The 23,487-nt window shown below is 34.9% G+C and carries 18 protein-coding genes and 2 pseudogenes; 15 read left to right on the forward strand and 5 right to left on the reverse strand.

Annotated features, from left to right (window positions below; genetic code table 11):
* Positions 1 to 92 precede the first annotated feature (92 nt).
* From FNW17_RS11295 to FNW17_RS11320, 6 genes and pseudogenes are all read left to right on the forward strand, one after another.
* Entirely contained in the window at positions 93 to 572 is a 480-nt protein-coding gene (locus FNW17_RS11295) for a hypothetical protein (RefSeq protein WP_143391023.1), read from the forward strand.
* Positions 573 to 923: 351 nt separating this feature from the next.
* Positions 924 to 1,265 (forward strand): L-lactate permease, encoded by a 342-nt coding sequence (locus FNW17_RS11300; RefSeq protein WP_143391024.1) that lies wholly within the window; start codon positions 924 to 926, stop codon positions 1,263 to 1,265.
* Positions 1,235 to 1,318: pseudogene (locus tag FNW17_RS16560) on the forward strand (aspartate kinase); the annotation flags it as partial. The gene FNW17_RS11300 and the pseudogene FNW17_RS16560, both read left to right, overlap by 31 nt.
* A gap of 159 nt (positions 1,319 to 1,477) precedes the next feature.
* The gene (locus FNW17_RS11310) at positions 1,478 to 2,278 is read left to right on the forward strand and encodes a Fic family protein (RefSeq protein ID WP_143391025.1); all 801 of its coding nucleotides are present in this window, start codon (positions 1,478 to 1,480) and stop codon (positions 2,276 to 2,278) included.
* 156 nt (positions 2,279 to 2,434) lie between these two features.
* Positions 2,435 to 4,537 (forward strand): FAD-binding and (Fe-S)-binding domain-containing protein, encoded by a 2,103-nt coding sequence (locus FNW17_RS11315; protein ID WP_143391026.1) that lies wholly within the window; start codon positions 2,435 to 2,437, stop codon positions 4,535 to 4,537.
* Between the two features lie 94 nt (positions 4,538 to 4,631).
* Positions 4,632 to 5,348 carry a (Fe-S)-binding protein gene (locus tag FNW17_RS11320; protein WP_143391168.1) on the forward strand — a complete coding sequence of 239 codons (717 nt, stop codon included), beginning with the start codon at positions 4,632 to 4,634 and terminating at the stop codon, positions 5,346 to 5,348.
* A gap of 46 nt (positions 5,349 to 5,394) precedes the next feature.
* On the opposite strand, the gene FNW17_RS11325 is transcribed toward FNW17_RS11320, so the two are convergent.
* From FNW17_RS11325 to FNW17_RS11345, 5 genes and pseudogenes are all read right to left on the reverse strand, one after another.
* Positions 5,395 to 5,835, reverse strand: coding sequence for a hypothetical protein (locus FNW17_RS11325; protein ID WP_144071683.1), 441 nt, complete (start codon positions 5,833 to 5,835; stop codon positions 5,395 to 5,397).
* Positions 5,836 to 5,916: 81 nt separating this feature from the next.
* A complete protein-coding gene (locus FNW17_RS11330) occupies positions 5,917 to 7,266 on the reverse strand; it encodes a Gfo/Idh/MocA family protein (protein ID WP_144071684.1) in 1,350 nt (449 codons plus the stop codon).
* A 10-nt stretch (positions 7,267 to 7,276) separates the two neighbouring features.
* Positions 7,277 to 8,272, reverse strand: a complete 996-nt coding sequence (gene mgrA, locus FNW17_RS11335; protein ID WP_144071685.1) for an L-glyceraldehyde 3-phosphate reductase — start codon at positions 8,270 to 8,272, stop codon at positions 7,277 to 7,279.
* A gap of 45 nt (positions 8,273 to 8,317) precedes the next feature.
* Positions 8,318 to 8,767: a hypothetical protein gene (locus FNW17_RS11340; protein ID WP_143391161.1), complete on the reverse strand. Its 450-nt coding sequence runs from the start codon at positions 8,765 to 8,767 to the stop codon at positions 8,318 to 8,320.
* 36 nt (positions 8,768 to 8,803) lie between these two features.
* Positions 8,804 to 9,674: pseudogene (locus tag FNW17_RS11345) on the reverse strand (IS1595 family transposase).
* A 669-nt stretch (positions 9,675 to 10,343) separates the two neighbouring features.
* Between FNW17_RS11345 and bglX the strand changes: the two are divergent.
* The 9 genes from bglX to FNW17_RS11390 all read left to right on the forward strand — a co-directional run bounded on the left by bglX (position 10,344) and on the right by FNW17_RS11390 (position 23,201).
* On the forward strand, positions 10,344 to 12,587 hold the full coding sequence (gene bglX, locus FNW17_RS11350; RefSeq protein WP_144071686.1) for a beta-glucosidase BglX: 2,244 nt from the start codon (positions 10,344 to 10,346) through the stop codon (positions 12,585 to 12,587).
* A gap of 10 nt (positions 12,588 to 12,597) precedes the next feature.
* Positions 12,598 to 14,397: a glycoside hydrolase family 2 protein gene (locus tag FNW17_RS11355; protein WP_144071687.1), complete on the forward strand. Its 1,800-nt coding sequence runs from the start codon at positions 12,598 to 12,600 to the stop codon at positions 14,395 to 14,397.
* Between the two features lie 51 nt (positions 14,398 to 14,448).
* Positions 14,449 to 16,881, forward strand: a complete 2,433-nt coding sequence (locus FNW17_RS11360; protein ID WP_144071688.1) for a glycoside hydrolase family 3 N-terminal domain-containing protein — start codon at positions 14,449 to 14,451, stop codon at positions 16,879 to 16,881.
* A gap of 121 nt (positions 16,882 to 17,002) precedes the next feature.
* On the forward strand, positions 17,003 to 18,118 hold the full coding sequence (locus tag FNW17_RS11365) for a PQQ-dependent sugar dehydrogenase (RefSeq protein ID WP_143391155.1): 1,116 nt from the start codon (positions 17,003 to 17,005) through the stop codon (positions 18,116 to 18,118).
* 3 nt (positions 18,119 to 18,121) lie between these two features.
* The gene (locus tag FNW17_RS11370; protein ID WP_144071689.1) at positions 18,122 to 18,589 is read left to right on the forward strand and encodes a cytochrome c; all 468 of its coding nucleotides are present in this window, start codon (positions 18,122 to 18,124) and stop codon (positions 18,587 to 18,589) included.
* A 314-nt stretch (positions 18,590 to 18,903) separates the two neighbouring features.
* Positions 18,904 to 19,203 carry a hypothetical protein gene (locus tag FNW17_RS11375; protein ID WP_143391152.1) on the forward strand — a complete coding sequence of 100 codons (300 nt, stop codon included), beginning with the start codon at positions 18,904 to 18,906 and terminating at the stop codon, positions 19,201 to 19,203.
* Positions 19,204 to 19,477: 274 nt separating this feature from the next.
* Positions 19,478 to 20,377 carry a phosphogluconate dehydrogenase (NAD(+)-dependent, decarboxylating) gene (gene gnd / locus FNW17_RS11380; protein ID WP_143391150.1) on the forward strand — a complete coding sequence of 300 codons (900 nt, stop codon included), beginning with the start codon at positions 19,478 to 19,480 and terminating at the stop codon, positions 20,375 to 20,377.
* Positions 20,378 to 20,444: 67 nt separating this feature from the next.
* Positions 20,445 to 21,764 (forward strand): gluconate:H+ symporter, encoded by a 1,320-nt coding sequence (locus FNW17_RS11385; RefSeq protein WP_144071690.1) that lies wholly within the window; start codon positions 20,445 to 20,447, stop codon positions 21,762 to 21,764.
* A gap of 18 nt (positions 21,765 to 21,782) precedes the next feature.
* Positions 21,783 to 23,201, forward strand: a complete 1,419-nt coding sequence (locus FNW17_RS11390) for a gluconokinase (RefSeq protein ID WP_144071691.1) — start codon at positions 21,783 to 21,785, stop codon at positions 23,199 to 23,201.
* The last annotated feature ends 286 nt before the right edge of the window (positions 23,202 to 23,487 follow it).

Below are 23,487 nucleotides of genomic sequence, written 5' to 3' on the forward strand. Positions count from 1 at the left end.
TATTTTGAAGAAAAATTATTCGATAGGCTAGTAATAGCAAGCATTACAGGGTTATGACTAAAAACGGACAATCAAAATAAATTTAAACTAAAATGAAAAAAACCACCCTTTTTTGTATGTTTTTGACTTGTATTACATTCGTAAGTTGTAATAAAAAGCAAAGTCAAAAGAGTATTGAAGACCAAAACTTGACAGAAAAGCCAGTCAGTGTTCAGTGTTATACTGCAATCTATGAAACAGATACGATTGATTTAAAAATTAATACTCTGAAAAATAATAAAATATCTGGCAATATGGAGATGAAATTATTAAATATGCCTATAAAAGTGGGTAAAATTTCTGGAGAGTTCCGTGGTGATACACTTTTTGCAGATTATTCTTTTATTCAAGGCACAAATGATAAAGTGGTATTCAAAAATCCAATGGCTTTTTTAAAAAGTGGAAATGATTTTATTTTAGGAAATGGAAAAATAGTAACTTATTTGGGAGCCTCTTATTTTGCTAAAGGAGAATCTATAGATTTTGAAAACGTAAAATATAAATTTAATATATCGGATTGCGTGCAAAAATAATGATGTATTGAAATAATAGTTTATACTACGTCATTCGTATTAAAATAGAATTGGGTTTACATACTATTAAGTGTAAATCCAATTTTATTATGAACTATTTTTAATTTAAAAAGGAATATTTGCAGATGCATTTACATTTCTAGTACTATTAATTTTGTGCCTATTTTATATTAAATTAATTTCATTTAAAATCAAATTGTAATAAGCGTATAATAGTTTTGATTTTTTTATTTCAGCTTTTAATATTTTTTTGAGGTTCTCAGAAATCATAATTTCAAAATAGAATAGGGGAGATGCGAACTTATCTCTGACAAAAAGTTAAAATAAATCTGAATTTTAAGTCGCTGATATATGAATGGTCTAAACATTATTCTTGCAGTCACTCCAGTAGTTTTATTGATTGTATTACTTGGATTCCTTAAAGTTTCTGGAGATAAGAGTGCTTTTATAACCCTTATTGTTACAATTTTAATTGCTAGCTTTGGGTTTGATTTTTCGATTGAATCTATTGGTTTGTCAATGATTTACGGAACATTAAAAGCCATTTTTCCCATCGTATTAATAATTATTGCAGCAATTTACAGTTATAATGTTTTGGTTTTTACCAAAAAAATGGAAGTTCTAAAATTTCAATTCTCCAATATTTCAAAAGATAAAACGATTCAACTTCTAACGAATTCACTATTTTGGTAAGCGAAGATGAAGTAGATGTGGCTTTCAAAGTAATTAAAGATTTGAAAAACTAGAGAATCCTAATGATTTTAAGATAGAAACGAAGCTTATGGCTTCGTTTTTTTTGCTCTAAACTTTAGTCTAATTACAATACTTTACTTTTATTTAAACCAATGTTTTTACTTGATTAAATAAAGCTTAATTTTGTATTGATTTGACAAAATGTATTTAAGATGAAACTATTAAAAATCAAAGAAAAATATTTTAGCCTTATTGAGGCTGATGATTTCGATTATCCTAAATTTAATCAGTTTGCAATCGTACATCACTCTAATTCGATTGAGGGTTCCACTTTGACAAAAGAGGAAACTTACCTTTTGTTAGAAGAACATTTGACACCAAAAAACAAACCTTTAGAACATACTTTGATGGCTGTTGATCATCTAGCAGCTTTGAAATTTGTGGTCACATTAGCCGAAGAAAAAACGCCTTTAACAATTGAAATAATAAAAGAACTTTCAGCTTTGGTTATGAAAACAACAGGCTCTGAAATTTCGTCAATGGCAGGAAATTTCGATTCGTCCAAAGGAGATTTTAGAAAAGTTACAGTTCGCGCAGGAACTACTACTTTTATGGATTATAAAAAAGTTCCCGAAAGAGTTAGTGAATTGGTAGATTACATCAATAAAACCATTGCTAAATCGGAAGATTTTATAGAAATTAATAATCTAGCTTTTGACGTTCATTTTCAATTGGTTTCTATACATCCTTTTGCAGACGGAAACGGAAGAATCTCTAGATTGCTAATGAACTACATTCAACAATATCACAAATTGCCGTTGAGTGTTGTTTATAAAGAAGACAAACAGGACTATTTTAATGCTTTGCAAGAAACTAGAAAAAAGGAAGACATTATCATCTTTAGAAAATTTATGTTTACTCAAACTGAAAAATTTCTAACAGAACAAATAGAAGAATTGACCAAAAAACAAACTTCAAAAAAAACAGGTAAAGGATTTTCTTTTTTATTTTAGAAAAATGAAAAACAGCTGAATTTAAAGTTTTTGCCACGAATTTTATCTATTTTAGAAATTTGTATAATTAAAACCCATTATTTTTCGTGTAAATTTGTGCCATTCGTGGTTTACTTTTTTAAGTAAACCCCTTGTTTATAAAATACAACATCCGCTATGTTAGCTCCATCCTATCAAAAGTTAAAAGACATTTTATCGGAATCGATTGATCCCAAACGTATTTTAATCAATCCATTACTGACTTTAGCCTATGGAACCGATGCCAGTTTTTATAGGCTGATTCCCAAAATTGTTATTCTAGCACACAACGAATTCGAAGTAATCGAAATTATCAAAGAAGCAAAAAAACTAGATATCGCTTTGACTTTTCGTGCTGCAGGAACGAGTTTATCTGGTCAGGCCATTTCCGATTCGGTTTTGGTGGTGGCTACACACGGTTGGAAAAGTTTCGAACTTTTAGAAAACAACCAAAAAATAAAATTAGAACCCGGAATTATAGGCGCTCGAGCCAATACTTTCTTGGCACCACACGGATTGAAAATTGGACCCGACCCAGCTTCTATCGGAGCAGCGATGATTGGTGGAATTGTTGCCAATAACGCTAGCGGAATGTGTTGCGGGACGGCTCAAAACTCGTATCAAACCATTGCCGATATCCGAATTGTATTGAATGACGGAACCATTCTCGACACCGCCGATGCTGAATCTGTTGCAGATTTTAAAAAACACAAAACGGCTTTGATTCAAGAAATTGAAAGCCTTAGAGATACCATAAAAAATGATGAAACGCTCTATCATTTCATCAAAAATAAATTTAAAATAAAAAACACCACAGGTTACAGTATTAATGCCTTGGTCGATTATCAAGATCCGATTGACATCATCAAACATTTGATGGTAGGATCGGAAGGAACTTTGGCTTTTATTTCGAATGTGACTTTCAAAACCGTTATTGACGAAAAATTTAAATCTTGTTCTTTGCTTATTTTCAATACGATTCAGGACGCTTGTAACGCCACCATTTTATTGAAATCAGCACCAGTTGCTGCGGTCGAATTATTGGACAGGGAATCCATTCGCTCGGTAGAATTCGATCCAGATGCACCCGAATATTTCAGAACCTTACCTGAATCGGCTTGCGCTTTGTTGGTCGAATGCCGTGACAATGATTTGGATAATATGCTTTTAAAACAGCTTAAAGTTCGTTTGGAAATTGAATCCATCCCAACTTATTCGGAATATGAATTCACATCCAATCCAAAACAATATTATTTCAATTGGAAAGCTCGAAAAGGATTGTTGCCAACCGTTGGTGGACTGCGAAAAAACGGAACTTCGGTTATTATTGAAGACGTTGCTTTTCCTCTACCTCATCTCGCCGAAGCTTGTTTAGCGTTGAAAGATTTATTCAAAAAATACGAATATCAGGATGCCGTTTTATTTGGTCACGCCTTGGAAGGCAATTTGCATTTTGTGTTTTCCCAAGATTTTTCAAACCAAAATGAAGTCGATAGATACGAAAAACTGATGGCAGAATTGGCCGATTTAGTGGTAAATCGATTCAATGGTTCTTTGAAAGCGGAACACGGAACAGGTCGAAATATGGCTCCTTTTGTCGAAAAAGAATGGGGAACTGCAGCTTACGAAATTATGAAACGCATCAAAAATATTTTTGATCCGAATAACAAAATCAACCCCGATGTTTTAATCAATCCCGACCCCAAAGCGCATCTCAAGAATTTAAAACCAATGCCAGAAACCCACGCCATTGTTGACAAATGTATGGAATGTGGATTTTGTGAACCGCATTGCGTTTCCGAAGGTTTGACATTGTCTCCTCGACAACGAATCGTAATTGCCAGAGAAATTAGTCGATTAGAAGAATCGAAAGAAGATCCTGAAAGATTGGCGGCAATTCGAAAAGACGTTACCTACCAACTAGACGAAACCTGTGCTACCGATGGACTTTGCGCCTTGGCTTGCCCTGTTTATATCGATACCGGGAAATTTGTAAAAGAATGGCGCGCCAATGAATTGAATTCTGGAAATAAAAAAGTAGCCGCATATATTGGCTCGCATATGGCTGGAACAACGGCAATATTGAGAGTGGGTTTGAAAATGGTTTCCTTTTTTCATTCTATTCTTGGAACAAATATTATGACCGCTTTATCGAATGGTTTCCATTTTATCACGTTTGGAAAAGTCCCAAAATGGATTCCCGAAATGCCCAAAGGAGCCAACAAAATAAACACAAAATGACAGCCACAGATTCACTGTTTTTTAATTAAGAATTTTTTAAATCCTTAACTGAAATTAAAAAAAAAATCTGCGGTTAAACTTTTAATAAAAAATAATGAATACAATCTCTGATTTAAAAGTAGTGTACTTCCCTTCCTGCATCAACAGAAGTATAGGCAAAAATAGTTTTCAAGCCGAAGACGATCTTCAATTGACTCAACTCACGCATCAATTATTGGTTCGTGCTGGTTTTACGATTATTTATCCCGAAGAAATGGACACGCACTGTTGCGGAATGCCTTTTTCGAGTAAAGGTTTTGCCGAAGCCAATCACGCCCAATCCAGCGCCTTGGAAGACGCACTTTTGAAAGCATCGGAAAACGGAAAATATCCTGTTTTGTATGATATGAGTCCGTGTTTTTATCATTCGAAAGAAGAGTTTTCGAAAGCCTTAAAAATTGTCGATCCCATCGAATTTATGTTGGATTACGTGATGCCGCATTTGACTGTAAAAACCAAAAAAGATATAGTTTCCGTTTTCCCAGTTTGTTCGGTGAAAAAAATTGGAAAAATGGATCAACTTCTCGCATTGTCTCAACTTTGCGCCAATAATGTTACGATGATTGACAGCAACTGTTGTGGTTTTGCAGGAGACAGAGGTTTCTTGATTCCAGAACTCAACGAACACGGATTAAGAGAACTAAAAGAGCAAATTCCAAATAATTGCAACGAAGGTTATTCCACCAGCAGAACTTGCGAAATAGGATTGGAAAATATAAGCGGGATTGATTTTAAATCTATTTTTTATTTGATTGAGGAAGTGACACGTTAGTTCATATCATTTAAAAACAGTTTTTAAAAATTTTGAAGTTTGTTATTTACAAATATTTCAATTTACTTTCCTCTGGAGCTTTTTCATTAATGAAATGTTGATTGATATAAACCGTTCTTACTATTTCATTATTTTTGAAAACATAGGTGTGGGTGGCTAAAGCTTCAATTGTCCCTGTATGAACGATAGAGCTGTTTGCATCTATATTTAATGTTGTTTCAGTATTGTCAGAAACTACGATTTTGTTTAAATATAATGTAAAAGAGGCTGGTTTATTTGCCCTGTTTATGATCATTACACTAATTTTATTTCTATCGGCAGAGCCAAAAGTAATGATGTCAGAAAGTGATGATTTCCCTTCGACATAAATCCCTTTAAAGTTTTTAGCAATCATTTGCCTGTGTCGATAAGTTGGTCTAGGAGTCATGTTTGCACCATCAATTGAACTAAAATCAGTTCCTTTTCTGTTTCCATCGTTTTCAAACATACTCCAAGTAGCGGCAAAAAGTAAAAGCTGCTACTGTATTAAAACACAGATAGCAGCTTTTTTTACAAAAAACATAAAGAATTAAACGGGTTTAATATCCCATCCGGGCTCATAGGTTCTAGACCATAATTTCATTGCTTCTCTATTGAATATGATGCCAGTATTTTCATCTACTTCAAAAGAGCTATTAATTCTGGAGGAAATATTGGCATAATGAGTTAACATTTGGCTAATTGCACCTTCTTCAATTGGGGATTTTAAAGTGTCTTTTCCTCTAATAGCATCAAAAAAATTAACCGTATGAAGCGTAGAAAGAAAGCCTTCGCCACCTAATGCAATCCCGCTTTCCTGAACTTTTGAATTATTTTCGCGAACTAGCGTTCCTTTTAAATCATATAATTTATAACCGTCCCTGTCCACAAACACCGAACCTTTGGAACCATAAATTACTGTTCCTCTATCAGCTCTTCCATATTTTTTATATCCATTTCTACTTTGACTATCCCATTGAATGGTTTTATTGCCAGAAAAACGAAAAGTAGCTTCCATCGTATCATATACGTTCCAACCATCTTCTTTGTGTTGAAATTTCCCCGAATAAACATCTACTCGTTCTGGATATTTTACGTCCAAAGCCCAACGTGCAATGTCTAATTCGTGTGTGCCATTATTCCCAGATTCTGCCGTTCCATAATCCCATCCGTACCAATGCCAATTGTAATTCCAAGTATCGTGGGTATATTCTTTTCTGGGAGCGGGTCCTTGAAAAAGTTCCCAGTCCAAACCTTCGGGTGGATTTGCCTTTACAGCTATAGGAACAGCTTCTCTTGAGTTTACATAAAAAGCAACGGCTTTATAAACGTCGCCAATGACACCAGCATGAATTTCGTTGATAATCTCGATGGTTTGTGGAGAGGAACGTTGCTGATTTCCCATTTGTACGACCTTATTGTACTTTTTTTGATAGGCTACCAATAGTTCTCCCTCTTTTGGATTATGACTACAGGGTTTTTCTAGATAAACATGTTTCCCCGCTTGCATCGCCATACAAGCTCCGGGAGCGTGCCAATGATCTGGAGTTGCCATAAAAATAGCATCAACATTTTTGTTATCTATTACTTTCCTGATATCATTTTCTAAAATAGCTTTGTGATTGATAAGTTTTGAAACGGCTAAAGCTGCTTTGTCTCGCTGGCTTTTCATAACATCACATAAGTACAGTAGCTCAACATTATTTTCTTTTGCAGCTATTGCAGGCAAAAAAGCACCATATCTTCTGCCAAGACCTTGAATGGCGATTTGTAATCTGTCATTCGATCCCATAATCCTATTGTAGCTTTTTGCAGAAACACTTGTTATTCCGCCAGTAAACGCCAATCCAACTGAACCTATAGCTGCTTTTTTAAGAAAATCTCTTCTGTTTGTACTCATTTTTGATTTGTTATTTTAATATGTTATTAATTCTGCTGAGTTCTTCATTGGTAAACGAATAATTTTCAATGCAACGTATGGAGTCTAAAAGTTGTTCTGATTTGCTTACGCCTATAAGAACAGAAGTAATTCGTTGGTCTTTCAATATCCAAGCCAAAGCCATTTGTGCCAAGTTTTGTCCACGTTCAAGTGCAATTTCGTTTAATTGAAGCACTTTTTTTATTTTTTCATCGGATATTTGATCTTCATCTATAGCTCCATTGCCACGGTGACTAGCAGCTCTCGAACCTTCTGGAATGCCTTTTAAATATTTGTTAGTCAACATTCCTTGTGCAAGCGGCGAAAACGAGATGCAACCTACCTTTTCCTCTTGTAATAAATCTAGTAATCCATCTTCTACCCAACGATCAAGCATTGAATATCTAGGTTGGTGAATTAGACAAGGCGTGCCTAATTGTTTTAATATTTTGAATGCTTTGGCCGCTTCTTCTGGCTCATAACTAGAAATACCAATATATAATGCTTTTCCCTGGCGTACCATTAAATCGAGTGTACTCATTGTTTCTTCAAGAGGAGTTTCTGGATCGGGGCGATGGTGATAAAAAATATCGACATAATCCAGTCCCATTCTTTTTAGACTTTGGTCAAGACTAGCTACCAAGTATTTTTTGGAACCCCAATCACCATAAGGACCATCCCACATTCCCCAACCAGCTTTGGTTGAAATAACCAATTCATCTCGGTAAGGAACAAAGTCTTGTTTGAATATTTTTCCGAAGTTTTCCTCGGCAGTACCGGCTGGTGGGCCGTAATTATTTGCTAAGTCAAAATGGGTAATCCCATTATCGAAAGCAACTTGTAGAATATTTCGTGCATTTTCATAAGAGTCAATTTGGCCAAAGTTGTGCCATAATCCAAGCGAAATGGCGGGCAATTTTAATCCACTGTTTCCACATCTACGATATTCCATTTTTTGATATCGATCTGGATTTGCTGTGTATAGCATAATTTTTTTTGTTTATAAAATTAAATGAGTTTACGTGTAAATGTATTAATCCTGGTCCGCCAAAGCAAGCGCTTTGACCATTATTTCAAGATCAGTAGTTCCCCTGAAACCGCTAAAACCAACAGAAAGTTTTTTTCCGTTTTTCGTAACCAGAGGTTGTCCACCTTCCCATCCAATAAGATCTGGCGCTAGAATGCCATTTGCATTTTCATCTACCTCTTTTGTAAAAACCATTCTCTCATATTCACCTGTTTTAACTCCAGTAAGCCAAACTTGACTGGCTTTTGTCCAAGCAATTCTGTACAAATTTCTTAAACTTGGTTTATTTGTTCCAAACATTTTTCCGTAAACATTTTCATTTTCATCGATAATACAGACCGCCAAATTTCCGTTTGAAATGTTTTTATCTTCGGGATTTTCCATATAGGACGGGATTAGTTTTTCGATTGCGCTGAATACATTATTAATGATTAACTGCATTTCTTTGTTTTCCATTTATATTTAAATTTATTGTGGTGTGTACTTATTTATTTATTTTAATACCTTGATATAGAACTTTTTTGAGTATTCTTCATTTTGTTTATAATAGGTCAAATTGTTTTCCTTGTAAATTGACCTATTAATTCGGTAACTAAACTCGTCTAAATACTTCTGAATAGGCTCTTTATGAACCCAAGAAAAAATACTTCTCAACCAAGATTTTACTTAATGAATAATGGTATGTAATTCTTTTGAAGATTTGCCTTTGTCACTTTTGATTTGTATCAAATCAAACTCTTTTTTCAATGGATTATAATCAGTCAATTTGTCTGTTTTTATTGATGCAGATTTAGAAATATGTTTATCAAATATTTTACGTATTTCTTTACCCGAATAATCTTCAAGTTGTTCAAAATATACTCTTTTGATTCCGCTAGTATCATTTGTTTCAACGGCGATTATCAACTTTTTTTTGAATTATTGCTCCTTCCTTGCTTGAGATCTTCTTTACCTCAAAAAACAAATTCATCAACAAGAATTTGGCCAATTATTGGCTTTGAAGCACTACTTGCTATACTAATTCTAACTTTTTTATTAAAATTAGTTGCCGTAGTTCTACTGATTTTTAATCGTTTTGCTATTTGTTTTGTAGAGAAACCTTTTGTGGTTGCACTCATTTCAAAAACAATTGTAAATGCTTTTCTCAAACCAAATCGACTCTGTGAAAAATAGTATCTTCAATCGGGCTTTCAATATGATGGCAAGCGTTACAATCCCTTGCAAAATTCTTTTTACGGATAGTGAATTTTGTGTGATTGCATTTCACACATTTAAAACCTTCTTTCCACTTTATTTCTGCCAAATATTCTAAACAATCTAAATCCGTTTTGAACTTATCGGTGAATTTTAAAATACTTTCTATTGTAAATTTTTACTTACTATAAATATACATAAAATTATAAGTAATTAGCAAAACACCTCAATTAATTTTTATTGGTGACTAATTAAATAGGATTCTTAAAATTAAAATTCTAATAATTTTAAACTTTAATACAAATTTACCGGTTTTTTATAATCATAAAGGGTTAATTGTAAATAAGGACGTTTGCTGTATAATTGAAGACGTATTTTGTATTCGTTTTGTATTTTAAACAGACTTAATTTTAATTTTTAACTAATTTTTCAGAGAATTGTCAAGATTAAAACAATCAATAAAATCATAAACAATTAATTTGGATTGTGAGTCGAAAGTAGTTTATAACGAATTAAAGAAAACACAGAATCTATTCTCAATAATTTGCAGTTGAAACCCAATTCAGAATAAAAACAGCAATTGTTTTAATTTTTTTTTTGCAATTTGACTTAAAAAGTACATATAAACCCCTAAAGAAAAATTATAAGAATCCGTTGTGGAGTTGTATTATTTAAAATTTGTATCTAATTTGAAACATTAATTCTTATTTGTAAATATTATAATGTAAAAATGGTAATACAATATTTTTTACCTAATTTGCTCTTGATAAAAGCGATTAAAATAATAAATTGATAAAGCCTTAATCTGATTGGCTAATTTAATAAAAACGACTCCTTTATGAATAACTTAAAAGTAATTTTGCTTATTGTAATTAGTTTCTTGACTATAGAAAAAAGTAATGCCCAAAAAATGGATGTAGAAAGTAGCATAGAAGAGTTACTTGCTAAAATGACGCTTTTTGAAAAGATTGGACAAATGAATCAAGTCAATGGTCGCAATCCGACGGATAAATTACCAGGACAAATTCGGTCAGGAGAAATAGGTTCGATGCTTAATATTGGAAGTCCAGAATTGGTAAATTCATTGCAAAAAAATGCAAAAGAAGAATCCAGACTCGGAATTCCGTTACTAATTGCCAGAGATGTAATTCACGGATTCAAAACAATGTTCCCTATTCCACTAGGGCAAGCGGCTTCTTTCAATCCAGAAATGGTAGAACTTGGTGCCCGAATCGCTGCAAAAGAAGCTTCTGAAAAAGGCATTCGTTGGACTTTTGCTCCCATGATGGATATTTCTAGAGATGCGCGTTGGGGCAGAATTGCAGAGAGTTTTGGCGAAGATACCTATTTGGCAGAAATAATGGCAGTCGCCATGGTCAAAGGTTTTCAAGGAAAAGATTTGTCGAACCCGTCATCGATTGCTGCTTGCGCCAAACATTTTGTTGCTTATGGTGCAGCCGAAGGCGGTCGCGATTATAATTCGACATATGTGCCGGAACGACAATTAAGAAACGTTTATTTACCTCCTTTCGAAAAAGCCATAAGAGAGGCTAATTGTGCCACAGTAATGACTTCGTTCAATGCCAACAATGGAATACCAGCTAGTGGAAATGAATTTCTTTTGAAGAATGTATTGCGAAAAGAATGGGGTTTTGATGGTATTGTCGTTTCAGATTGGGGATCGATAAAAGAAATGGTGCAAATGGGTTTTTGCGAAGACGATAAAGAAGCAGCTCTAAAAGGAGTAAACGGTGGAGTGGATGTCGAAATGACTTCAGGAACCTACCTTGCCTATATTGAAACTTTGATTGCTGAAGGTAAATTGCAACAAAAAACCATAGATGATGCCGTAAGAAACGTCCTGAGATTAAAATTTAAATTGGGTTTGTTTGACAATCCATACACTGATATTAAAGCCAAATCATCTATTTATTCTCCAGAACATTTGCAAGCTGCGAAACAAGCTGCCGAGGAATCCTTTGTTTTGTTGAAGAATAAAAACAACACATTGCCTTTATCCAATAAAATAAAAACTGTGGCTATTATTGGTCCAATGGCAGATGCACCCCACGACCAAATGGGAACTTGGACTTTTGACGGAGAAAAAGCGATGACACAAACTCCATTGCAAGCTTTGAGAAAACAATACGGTAAAGAGGTTAAATTTATTTACGAGCAAGGACTTGCCTTTAGTAGAGACACTCTTAAAGTTAATTTTTCTAAAGCTATTGATGCTGCAAAACAAGCCGATGTGGTTCTGCTTTTTGTAGGCGAAGAAGCTATTTTATCTGGTGAAGCCCATTGTTTGGCCGAAATAAATTTAAAAGGAGCACAATCGGAATTATTAGAAGCATTGAGTAAAACCGGAACACCTATGGTCACTTTGGTAATGGCTGGAAGACCATTGACTATTGACAAAGAAATAAAATTATCTGATGCGGTCTTGTATTTATGGCATCCTGGTACAATGGGAGGTCCTGCCGTTGCTGATATTTTATTTGGAAAATCAGTACCTAGCGGAAAATTACCCGTGACTTTCCCAAAATATGTTGGACAAATACCAGTATATTACAATCATGATAGAGTGGGAAGACCTGCACACAAAAAAGAAACATTGATAAAGGATATTCCACTGGAAGCCAAACAATCTTCTTTGGGCGCTTCCTCTTATTATCTTGATGCTGGTTTTGATGCACTTTTTGATTTTGGATATGGATTGTCTTACACCACTTTTGAATATTCAAATTTAGTTTTATCAGCAGATTCCTTGTCTTCATCAGATGTTTTGACGGTAACGGTAGATTTAAAAAATACCGGAAAATATCAAGCTACTGAGATTCTACAATTATACACGGCCGATTTAGCGGGTTCAATTGCGAGACCTATTAAAGAACTCAAAGATTTTAAACGCATCAATCTAAAACCGGGTGAAACTCAAAAAGTGACCTTTAAACTTCCAATGGAGCGACTTGCTTTTTGGAATATAGACAACAAGAAAATAGTGGAACCAGGCAAGTTTAACTTGATGGTTGGTGGAAATAGCAATGAAGTAGTAACAAAAGAATTTATAGTTCGTCAATAAAAAATTAAAAATGAAAAAGATTATTTTATGTTTTGCCTTAATTATGGCAGGAACCATTATGGCACAAGAAGTTCCATTAGTCACTAATGTTTTTGCACGGAACAACATCAACCTCAACGGAAAATGGAATTATGTAGTTGATCCATTAGAAAATGGGTATTACGATTACAGATTGATGCCTTTTCAAACGAATGGTTTTTTTGAAAATAAAACATTCAAAACGGCAGAGTTGCAAGAATATAATTTGAATACTTCTGCTACGATGGATATCCCTTCGGACTGGAATACCAAAGATGACAGACTATTTTTTTATGAAGGTACCGTTTGGTTCAAGAAGGATTTTGAATATAAAAAATCTCCTGGAACAAAAGGTATTCTTTATTTTGGAGCGGTTAATTACGATGCCAAGGTTTATGTAAACGGCAAATTAGTTGGCTCTCATGTGGGTGGGTACACACCATTTAATTTTGATGTTACCAATGTTTTGGTAGATGGAAACAATTTTGTAGTTGTCAAAGTTGATAACAAACGCCACAAAGACAATGTACCTACCGTAAATATGGATTGGTGGAATTACGGCGGAATTACCCGTGATGTAGTTCTTTCTCAAGTGCCCAATACCTATATCGAAGACTACTTGGTTCAATTGGACAAAACTAAGGAAGGCGTAATTTCAGGATGGGTAAAACTGAGCGAGGCAGTTGCAAACCAATCGGTAACCATTTCAATCGCTGAACTCAAAATCAAGAAACAAGTCGTTACGGATGCTAATGGTATGGCCCATTTTGAAGTGAAAGCAAAGCCTGTTTTATGGACACCAGAATCACCAAAATTATACAATGTTACTGTAAGTAAATCGGATGAGAATATTGCAGATACTATTGGCTTTAGAACCATAGAAACTAGAGGAAAAGAAATTTTGCTAAACGGGAAAAAAGTCTTCCTGAGAGGAATTAGTATCCACGAAGAGGCACCTTTCCGCCAAGGTAGAGCTTGGTCCAAAGAAGATGCTGTTACCTTACTTACTTGGGCCAAAGAATTAGGATGTAATTATGTCCGTTTGGCACATTATCCCCACAATGAAACAATGGTGCGCGAAGCCGAAAGAATGGGATTGATGGTTTGGTCAGAAGTTCCGGTATATTGGACTATTTCTTGGACAAATGCCGATACTTATAACAATGCGGAACATCAATTACACGACATGATTTATAGGGATAAAAATCGTTGTGCGGTAGTAATTTGGTCTATTGCAAATGAAACGCCTCATGGTGATGATCGGGATATTTTCCTAACTAAATTAGCAAAATACGCACGCCAAAAGGACAATACACGTCTGATTAGCATGGCTATGGAGGTAACCAAAAGTGCCAATAACGTTAACACACTGCATGATAATATGAATGAATATGTTGATATTATCAGTTTCAACCAATACATGGGCTGGTATAGAGGAACAAATGAATCTTGCAAATTGATGCAATGGATTATTCCTTATAACAAACCAGTTATTGTTAGTGAATTTGGAGGCGAGGCTTTACAAGGTTTACACGGCGATAAAACCGAGCGTTGGAACGAAGAATATCAGGAAGAATTATACATCCAAAATACGCAAATGTTAGATCGAATAGAGGGTTTGGCTGGAGTTTCTCCTTGGATTTTGGTAGATTTTAGATCGCCAAGACGCCAGTTGCCTGGGATTCAGGATTTCTTTAATCGCAAAGGATTAATTTCAAGTGCGGGAATAAAAAAGAAAGCTTTTTATGTCATGAAAGATTGGTATGAAAAAAAAGAAACAGAATATAAATAGTCAAATTTTTAAAATAATTTTTCATGATTTTTTGCAATTAACAAGTTTAAAATGGAACAAAAAAAAATAAAATATATCGCATTGGTAATTGCTTTAACGAGCCAATTGTCTAATGCACAACAAAAAGATAATATTTACAAAAAAGGCTGGATAGATTTCAATAAAAATGGGACTATGGATGTCTATGAAAATCCGAAAGCTCCATTAGAAAAAAGAGTCCAAAATTTGATTTCCCAAATGAACGTAGACGAAAAGACCTGTCAAATGGCAACTTTATATGGATATAAAAGGGTTTTAAAAGATTCGTTGCCAACACCAAACTGGAAAAATGAAATCTGGAAAGACGGAATTGCCAATATCGACGAACAATTGAATGGTGTTGGACTTTTAGCATCCAATGGAAGAAACGCTGTTGTGTCCAAAAACCTAATTTATCCTTTCAGCAACCACGCCTTAGCTATCAACAAAACACAACGTTGGTTTATCGAAGAGACGCGATTGGGAATCCCAGTAGATTTCACAAACGAAGGTATTCACGGTTTGAATCATACCAAAGCAACACCACTTCCCGCACCAATTGGCATTGGTTCCACATGGAATAAGGATTTGGTTTTGAAAGCGGGTCAAATTGCGGGTCGTGAAGCAAAAGCTTTGGGTTATACTAATGTTTATGCGCCAATTTTGGATTTGTCTAGAGATCCAAGATGGGGTCGTGTTTTAGAAACCTACGGAGAGGATCCTTTTCTGGTAGGTGCTTTGGGTACACAAATGGTCAAAGGAATTCAAAGTCAAGGTGTCGCTTCAACATTGAAACATTATGCTATTTACAGTATGCCAAAAGGTGGTCGTGACGGAAATGCTAGAACCGATCCGCATATTAATCCTCGAGAATTGCATGAAATACATCTATACCCATTCAAAAAAGTAATACAAGATGCACAACCAATGGGCGTAATGAGTAGCTATAACGATTGGAATGGGGAGCCTGTAACAGCCAGTCATTATTTCTTGACCCAATTATTGCGATGGGAATATGGTTTCAAAGGCTATGTGGTAAGTGATAGTGAAGCAGTGGAATTCATTTATACCAAACACCAAATTGCTCCAACGTATCAAGATGGAGTAAGACAAGTTGTAGAAGCAGGTTTGAATGTTAGAACCCATTTTACACCGCCAAAAGATTATATTCTTCCTTTGCGAAATCTTGTCAATGAAGGAAAATTATCTATCAAGCTTATAGATGAAAGAGTTGCCGAAGTCTTGAGAGTAAAATTCAGATTGGGACTTTTCGATACTCCTTATGTGGAAAATCCAAAAGCTGCCGATGCAATAGTTGGCGCCGATAAAAACAAAGACTTTGTTTTGGATATCCAAAAACAATCTCTGGTTTTGCTTAAAAACGAAGGGAATTTATTGCCATTGGATAAAACTAAAATTAAAAAAGTTTTAGTTACAGGACCGCTTGCTGCCGAAGAAAATTATATGGTAAGTCGCTACGGACCTCAAGAACTCAAAAACACTACCGTGCTTGATGGTATCAAAGAATATTTGGGTAAGGATGTTGCCGTAGATTATGCCAAAGGCTGTGATGCCGTTGATGCTAATTTTCCTGAAAGCGAACTGATTAATTTCCCTTTGGCAGCCAAAGAACAAAGTGATATTGATCAAGCTGTATTATTAGCCAAACAAAATGATATCATTATTGTTGCACTTGGTGAAGATGAGAAAACAACTGGGGAAAGCAAATCTAGAACAGGTTTAGGATTGCCAGGTCGTCAACAACAATTATTAGAAGCTTTGTATGCAACCGGAAAACCAGTTGTTTTGGTATTAATAAACGGACAGCCGTTAACCATTAATTGGGCGCAAAAATTCGTTCCTTCAATCTTGGAAGCTTGGTTTCCAAGTCATTTAGGAGGTAAAGCCATCGCTGAAACTCTATTTGGAGATTATAATCCGGGAGGAAAATTGACAGTTACTTTTCCAAAATCGATGGGGCAAATTGAATTAAACTTCCCATACAAACTAGGTTCTCATAACACACAAGGAAATGAAGGGCCTAATGGTTTTGGAAAAACAAGTGTAAATGGAGCATTGTATCCATTTGGATTCGGATTGAGTTATACTACTTTTGGCTATTCTGATTTAACAATAACGCCTACTAAATTAAATTCACAGGCTGAAATTAATGTTTCAGTAAATGTTACTAACACAGGAAAACGCGCTGGTGATGAGGTAGTGCAATTGTACATTAGCGATAAGATCGCTAGTGTTGTAACTTATGATTCTGTATTGAGAGGATTCGAAAGAGTGACACTTCAACCAGGAGAAACCAAAACTATTCATTTTACCTTACATCCATCGGATTTGATGTTGTTGGATAAAAATATGAAATGGACAGTAGAACCCGGCGATTTTGAAATCAAAATAGGAGCGTCTTCTGAAGATATTAAGTTGAAAGAAGTTATTACCATTGTGCCTTAAAACAATACAAACAAATAGCAAACACAACTCAAAGATTTGTTAAATACTTTTAAAATTTTGTGTTAAATAGATTAATTCCTTTAAATAAACTAATATTGTAAATTATAAAAATTATATAGTTATGTTAAAAATATGTCCTTTTTTTGTTTTGTTTTTTATTATAAATTGTAAAGCACAAGATAAACCCAGCGCACTTCCAATAGCGGATGAGGTTGTAAATTACACATTCGAACCTGTTGCTACTGGAATTATTATTCCTTGGGGTATGGTAATGTTACCAGATGAAACTTTGCTTGTCACAGAAAAAAGTGGTATTCTTTACCATGTTAAAAACGGTGTAAATACCCAAGTAAAAAATGTGCCTAAAGTGTACAATAGAGGGCAAGGAGGATTGCTGGATATTGCTTTGCATCCAAATTACCAAAAAAATGGTTGGATTTATATGGCCTTTTCTTCAGAAGATGTTGAAGGAGAAGGTGGAAATACTAAACTAATAAGAGCAAAATTAGTTGACGAAGGTTTGACCGAAATTCAAGAATTATACAAAGCGACACCAAATACGACTGGTCCCAATCATTTTGGATGCCGAATCGCTTTCGATAACGATGGCTATTTATATTTTAGCATTGGAGAGAGAGATAAAAAATTCCAAAATCCTCAAGACATAACTCGCGATGGCGGTAAAATATACCGTTTATTTGATGATGGTAAAACACCATTAGATAATCCATTTGTAGGGAAAGCTGGAGTAAAAGAAGCTATTTTTTCCTATGGGCATCGCAATCCTCAGGGATTGGCTAAACATCCTGTAACCGGTCAGATGTGGGCTCACGAACACGGCCCACAAGGAGGTGATGAAATCAACATTGTTAAGAAAGGGGCTAATTATGGCTGGCCTGTAATCACTTATGGGATTGATTATGATGGTAAAATTATAAGTGATATCACAGAAAAAGAAGGGATGGAACAACCTTTACATTATTGGCTTCCATCAATTGCTCCTGGAGGAATGGTTTTCGTTACAGGTGACCGTTATCCAGAATGGAAAGGACATTTGCTTGTAGGAGCTATGAAATTTAAATACTTGGAATTACTAAAATTGAAAGACAATAAAGTAATTAGCAGACAAAAAATAGCAACTGATATTGGACGTATAAGAAACGTGATTCAAGGTCAAGATGGTTACATTTATTTTGCAGTGGAACAAAAAGGAATCTATAGAATTATACCCAATTAACGCATGATTTTAAATAAAATATATTTTTGGTTTAGCCCAATTTTTCTCGGTTTTTTGTTCATCGGTTTTTCAGAGTCGGTTTCAAACCGAAGCATACAAAGTGAATATTTGGTCCTTGAACAATCTCAGAATAAAACAGATTTGCAAAAAAGTATCGCTAGGGGCAAAGAGGTTTATGCCGATTTCTGTATGCAATGTCATTTAGCAACAGGGAAAGGAGATTTAGTTAATTTCCCTCCACTTGACGGCTCAGATTGGCTTGTCAAAAAGCGAAAACAAAGCATACACGCAGTAAAGTATGGGCAAACGGGTGAAGTCATTGTTAAGGGCAAAAAGTTTAACAACATAATGCCACCATTAGGACTTTCAAATCAGGAAGTAGCTGATGTTATGAATTTTGTTATGAATTCCTGGTCTAACAAGCAAAAGAAAATGGTAACAATTGATGAAGTTAAAGCCGTTATTAATTGATAAAATTTAATTTTTGAATTTCACATCGAATAGCCTAAAGATGCTAATTGTGGTAAAAATGCAGGAACTTCATTTTGGAATGCTATTGATCCTAAAAAGTCAAAAATAAGAGATTAATAATCAATCGAATGAAAAGCAAACTAATTTTATTACGTATTATGTTGTTACTCTTTTTGTGTGGATGTTCAACCCCAAAAAAAATTGTACAACAAAATCAATTTTTAAATGGTTAATGGCAAATAACTGAAAATGAATCTGGTGATGAAATTCCAAAATCATTTTCTAGTACAATTTAAGTTCCCTCTTTTATAGATTTGGCTAAACCAGTATTTTCAAAGTCAAACTATCCTAAAGATAAATCTCGTTATTTTTGGTGCCGAAAAGAGTTTACTGTCGCCCATAAAAATGCAGAACGTGTTGCCCTAGAATTACGTAAAGTAAAATATGGTGCTCATGTATTTGTGAATGTTAAAAAAGTGGGCGTTCAAAACATTGGATTTTCTTCTATTCGAATGTATATAAAATATTTTTTGAAGAAAGACACAGAAATTATTTATACAATTCAAATCTATGAATTGGAATTTATTTCGCTTTCATCTAGGGCTAGTGCCTGATTTTTGGTATGATTTGGCTAACGAAAAGGGGTTGTTAATAAGGAATGAAATACGTCATCACAAGTTCAAAACAATACCGGTAAAGCCGAAAACACAACTATAGAATTGCCTAGAAACATTGGTAAATACCAACTTAGAATTAGCTTAAATTATAATGGTGAAGTAGTTATATTGTATCGATATTTAATCATGACAGTAATCAAATAGAAACTACTTTATCCTAATTTCTTAAATTTGAAGGTCATATAATATTAATTGACTTAATACATAAAAAATGCAAATAGGAATTATTGGACTAGGAAAAATGGGCTTTAATCTTGCCTTAAATTTAAAACGCAACGGCTACGAAGTTATAGCCAATGATGTGAATGCTGATTTTGTTTCAAAAATAGGTCACGAAGGAATACAAACAGCAGATTCAATCTCCGAATTATGTCAAAAATTAACCGATAGAAAAGTTATTTGGTTGATGGTTCCAGCTGGCAAAATAGTAGATTCGGTAATCACGGATTTGCTTCCTTTTTTGCAAAAAAATGATATTGTCATTGATGGAGGCAATTCTAATTACAAAGATTCTAAACGCCGTTATTCTCAATTGAAAGAACTTGGTTTTGATTTTTTAGATTGCGGAACTTCAGGAGGAACATCAGGAGCACTCGATGGAGCCTGCACCATGATTGGTGGTGACGCAGCCGTTTTTGAGTATGTTGCCCAAGTCTTTAAAAATATTTCTGTCGAAAATGGTTGCCTTTATACAGGAGAATCCGGAAGTGGACATTTTACAAAAATGGTACACAACGGAATAGAATATGGAATGATGCAATCTATAGCAGAAGGATTTGAAGTTTTCGAACATTCTGAATACGATATTGATTTTGAAAAAACGGCCAAACTATTTAACCATGGCTCCGTAGTTCGAGGTTGGCTGATGGAATTAACCCAAAGTGCCTTTTCTAAAGACCCAAAATTGGGGAGCATCAAAGGAATTATGCACTCCTCTGGCGAAGGAAAATGGACATTGGAAACCGCGTTGGACCTTGGTGTTCCAACTCCCGTAATTGCAATGTCGATTATGATGCGCTATCGTTCCCAAATGCAAGATACTTTTTCAGGAAAAGTGGTAGCAGCTCTTAGGAATGAATTTGGTGGTCATGCGGTTGAGAAAAACGATTGATTTTTTTATTGAATAAAAAGTTAAAATCTGAAAATTAAACAGTTATTAATATTCCAAATCCAAAAAAATGTCACTATTAATACTGGTTGCGGGTATACTTTTATTGCTTTTTTTGATAGCAGTATTAAAACTAAATGCTTTTATTGCGTTGATAATTGCATCTTTGTTTGTAGGGATTTTTAAAGGAATGCTTTTTCCTGACATTATCAATTCCATTCAGACTGGAATTGGGAGTACGTTGGGCTCATTGGTCTTGATTATTGCTTTTGGTGTTTTACTAGGAAATATCCTTTCAGATAGTGGAGCGGCACAAAGAATAAGTTGGGTAATGATTCGGTTTTTTGGTGTTAAATACATCAAATGGGCGATGTTGCTAACTGGTTTTGCCGTAGGAATTTCGATGTTTTATAACGCGGGTTTCGTGATATTAATTCCAATGGTTTTTGCTGTTGCCCAAAGTACCAAACAACCCATTATTTATTTGGGAATTGCCACCGCTTCGGCACTTTCAATAACTCATGGTTTTTTGCCTCCGCATCCAGGACCAACTGCCATTGCGGTAATTTTTAATGCTGACATTGGCAAAACCTTGCTTTATGGATTTGTTGTATCCATTCCAGCATTACTGGTTGCGGGAATTATTTTTCCGGAATTTATAAAAAAAATAGTAGCTAATCCACCCAAAGGATTATTTGAAAGTAAAACATTTTCGGATGCCGAAATGCCTTCTTTTGGTATCAGTTTTCTCACGGCCTTGATTCCTGTAATCCTAATGGCATTGGCAACGGTAAGTGAATTAATATTGACTGAGGAATCTTCAATACGTCATTTGCTGGGATTCTTTGGAAACCCTACAACGGCTATGCTGTTTGCGGTGCTGTTTGCCATTGTTTTCTTGGGCATTATGCGAGGTAGAAAAATGGAAGATCTTATGAATAAATCCAGTTCTGCTATGAGTTCTGCCACAATGATAATTATGATTATTGCTGCCGGAGGCGCATTCAAACAAGTTTTAATAGATAGCGGAATTGGCACTGATATGTCCGTTTTTTTCGAAGCCTCAACACTTTCTCCGCTTGTTTTGGGTTGGCTAATCGCAACCATAATTCGCATTGCATTAGGTTCGGCTACAGTTGCGGGATTAACTGCGGCAGGAATTGTACAACCGCTTGTGGCCAGTTCCGGGATAAGTTCTGAGTTGATGGTACTGTCTATTGGTGCAGGAAGTTTGATGTGTTCTCACGTGAATGATACCGGATTTTGGATGTTTAAAGAATATTTTGGCATTAGCCTGAAAGACACTTTTAAAACTTGGACTCTTATGGAAACCATTATTGGAATTATGGGTTTAATTGGCGTTTTAGTATTAAATCAATTTGTTGGATAATTTATCAGCTATAAAAAAATGGAGCAATCGTATATTGGAATTGACATTGGTACTACGGCGACAAAGGCAGTTTGTTTTGACAAAATGGGTAATATCATCCGTCAATTTTCGAAAGAATATTCGATATACCATCCGGAATTCAATTGGAGCATACAAAAACCTGCCGAAATCCTCACCGCAGTTTTAGAATGTATCCAGGAAATTACGAAAGATTCTACCCCTGAGTTTATCAGTTTTAGTTCAGCAATGCAGAGTATTATGGTTATTGATGAAACTGGAATTCCCATTAGTGATGCGATGCTTTGGGCAGATAATAGGGCTCATTTAGAATCCGAGGAACTCCAAAACTCCAACCAAGGAACTCTTTTTTATCAAAAAACAGGCATTCCGATTCATCCGTTTTCACCAATGGCAAAAATTGATTGGTTAAGAAAAAACGATGCCGAAATCTTTTCTCGAGCCTTCAAATTTATCAGTATAAAAGAATACGTTTGGCACCAACTCACCGGAGAATATGTCATTGATTCTTCGATGGCTTCGGGAACGGGAATCCTGAATATACATTCGCTGGATTGGGATACTGCAATTTTAAAATATTTGCAAATACATCCCAGTAAACTTTCGGATATTGTTAGTCCAATGCACCAAAGCAAGGGAATTTCAGATGATTTTCGATACATTATTGGTGGGGGAGACGGTCCATTGGCAAATTTAGGATCAGGAGCGATGGAAAAAGGAAAAATGGCTTTGTCAATTGGAACTAGTGGCGCGGTACGGATTCCTGTAGATGAACCTTTTATTGATTCCCAAATGCGAACGCAGTGTTATCATTTAATGGAAAATCAATACCTTAAATTAGGTGCTGTCAATAATGGCGCGATTGTTTTGCAATGGTTAAAAGAATCTATTTTAAAAACTGATGAATCGTTTGAAGATTTATTTGATCTAGCCGAAAAAACTCCAGCCGGATCAGAAGGCTTGCTTTTTGTTCCTTATTTACTCGGAGAAAGAGCTCCAATCTGGAATGCATCGGCTCAGGGAACACTTTTAGGAATTAGCATCAATCATAGCAAAGCACATTTAATTCGGGCCACTTTAGAAGGCATTTTATTTGGATTGTTTAGTGTCGTTGAAATCTTGATACCGGATTTGCAAAAGCGTCAAGAAACTACGGTTATGGCCAGTGGAGGATTTGGTAAAAGTGAACTTTGGTTACAAATGGCAGCTGACATTTTCCAAATGAAATTAGCAGTTTCTTCAACTATAGAAAGTGGAACTTGGGGCGCAGTACTCATAGGTTTTAAAGCAATTGGAATTGAAATTCCCGTTACAAATACAACAGAAAAAAACTTCTTGCCAAATCCAAATCATAAGTTGGTATATCAGCAAAGTTTTGAAAAATTCAAACGCGTTTATCCCTTGTTGAGAAGTTTATAAATTTATACGCTTGTCCGTTAAGGCACCTATAATTCATTCCATTGATGATTAACTCCAGCAATGATTAGTCTTTCCATTGTTTTATTGGTGCCTAAAATTATTTCACAATTGGAATACGCTTCAAGAGAAAATACCACGGTAAGTTTACGACCAAGAATTGAAATCTCCAAATTGCTCCCGATGGTGCAGCAGATTTAGATAAATTATTGGAGTTAATTGTGCAAGATAAAAGAGTAACAGCATTTCATCCAGACATTTTATTATATAATATTTCATTACCTTTATC

The sequence above is a fragment of the Flavobacterium franklandianum genome, assembly GCF_007097365.1.
Taxonomy (GTDB): domain Bacteria; phylum Bacteroidota; class Bacteroidia; order Flavobacteriales; family Flavobacteriaceae; genus Flavobacterium; species Flavobacterium franklandianum.

Excerpts from the sequence above, each read along its gene's own strand:
- FNW17_RS11295 (WP_143391023.1), top strand. The coding sequence starts at position 93 with ATGAAAAAAACCACCCTTTTTTGTATGTTTTTGACTTGTATTACATTC.
- FNW17_RS11300 (WP_143391024.1), top strand. The coding sequence starts at position 924 with ATGAATGGTCTAAACATTATTCTTGCAGTCACTCCAGTAGTTTTATTG.
- FNW17_RS11310 (WP_143391025.1), top strand. The coding sequence starts at position 1,478 with ATGAAACTATTAAAAATCAAAGAAAAATATTTTAGCCTTATTGAGGCT.
- FNW17_RS11315 (WP_143391026.1), top strand. The coding sequence starts at position 2,435 with ATGTTAGCTCCATCCTATCAAAAGTTAAAAGACATTTTATCGGAATCG.
- FNW17_RS11320 (WP_143391168.1), top strand. The coding sequence starts at position 4,632 with ATGAATACAATCTCTGATTTAAAAGTAGTGTACTTCCCTTCCTGCATC.
- FNW17_RS11325 (WP_144071683.1), bottom strand. The coding sequence starts at position 5,835 with ATGTTTGAAAACGATGGAAACAGAAAAGGAACTGATTTTAGTTCAATT.
- FNW17_RS11330 (WP_144071684.1), bottom strand. The coding sequence starts at position 7,266 with ATGAGTACAAACAGAAGAGATTTTCTTAAAAAAGCAGCTATAGGTTCA.
- mgrA (WP_144071685.1), bottom strand. The coding sequence starts at position 8,272 with ATGCTATACACAGCAAATCCAGATCGATATCAAAAAATGGAATATCGT.
- FNW17_RS11340 (WP_143391161.1), bottom strand. The coding sequence starts at position 8,767 with ATGGAAAACAAAGAAATGCAGTTAATCATTAATAATGTATTCAGCGCA.
- bglX (WP_144071686.1), top strand. The coding sequence starts at position 10,344 with ATGAATAACTTAAAAGTAATTTTGCTTATTGTAATTAGTTTCTTGACT.
- FNW17_RS11355 (WP_144071687.1), top strand. The coding sequence starts at position 12,598 with ATGAAAAAGATTATTTTATGTTTTGCCTTAATTATGGCAGGAACCATT.
- FNW17_RS11360 (WP_144071688.1), top strand. The coding sequence starts at position 14,449 with ATGGAACAAAAAAAAATAAAATATATCGCATTGGTAATTGCTTTAACG.
- FNW17_RS11365 (WP_143391155.1), top strand. The coding sequence starts at position 17,003 with ATGTTAAAAATATGTCCTTTTTTTGTTTTGTTTTTTATTATAAATTGT.
- FNW17_RS11370 (WP_144071689.1), top strand. The coding sequence starts at position 18,122 with ATGATTTTAAATAAAATATATTTTTGGTTTAGCCCAATTTTTCTCGGT.
- gnd (WP_143391150.1), top strand. The coding sequence starts at position 19,478 with ATGCAAATAGGAATTATTGGACTAGGAAAAATGGGCTTTAATCTTGCC.
- FNW17_RS11385 (WP_144071690.1), top strand. The coding sequence starts at position 20,445 with ATGTCACTATTAATACTGGTTGCGGGTATACTTTTATTGCTTTTTTTG.
- FNW17_RS11390 (WP_144071691.1), top strand. The coding sequence starts at position 21,783 with ATGGAGCAATCGTATATTGGAATTGACATTGGTACTACGGCGACAAAG.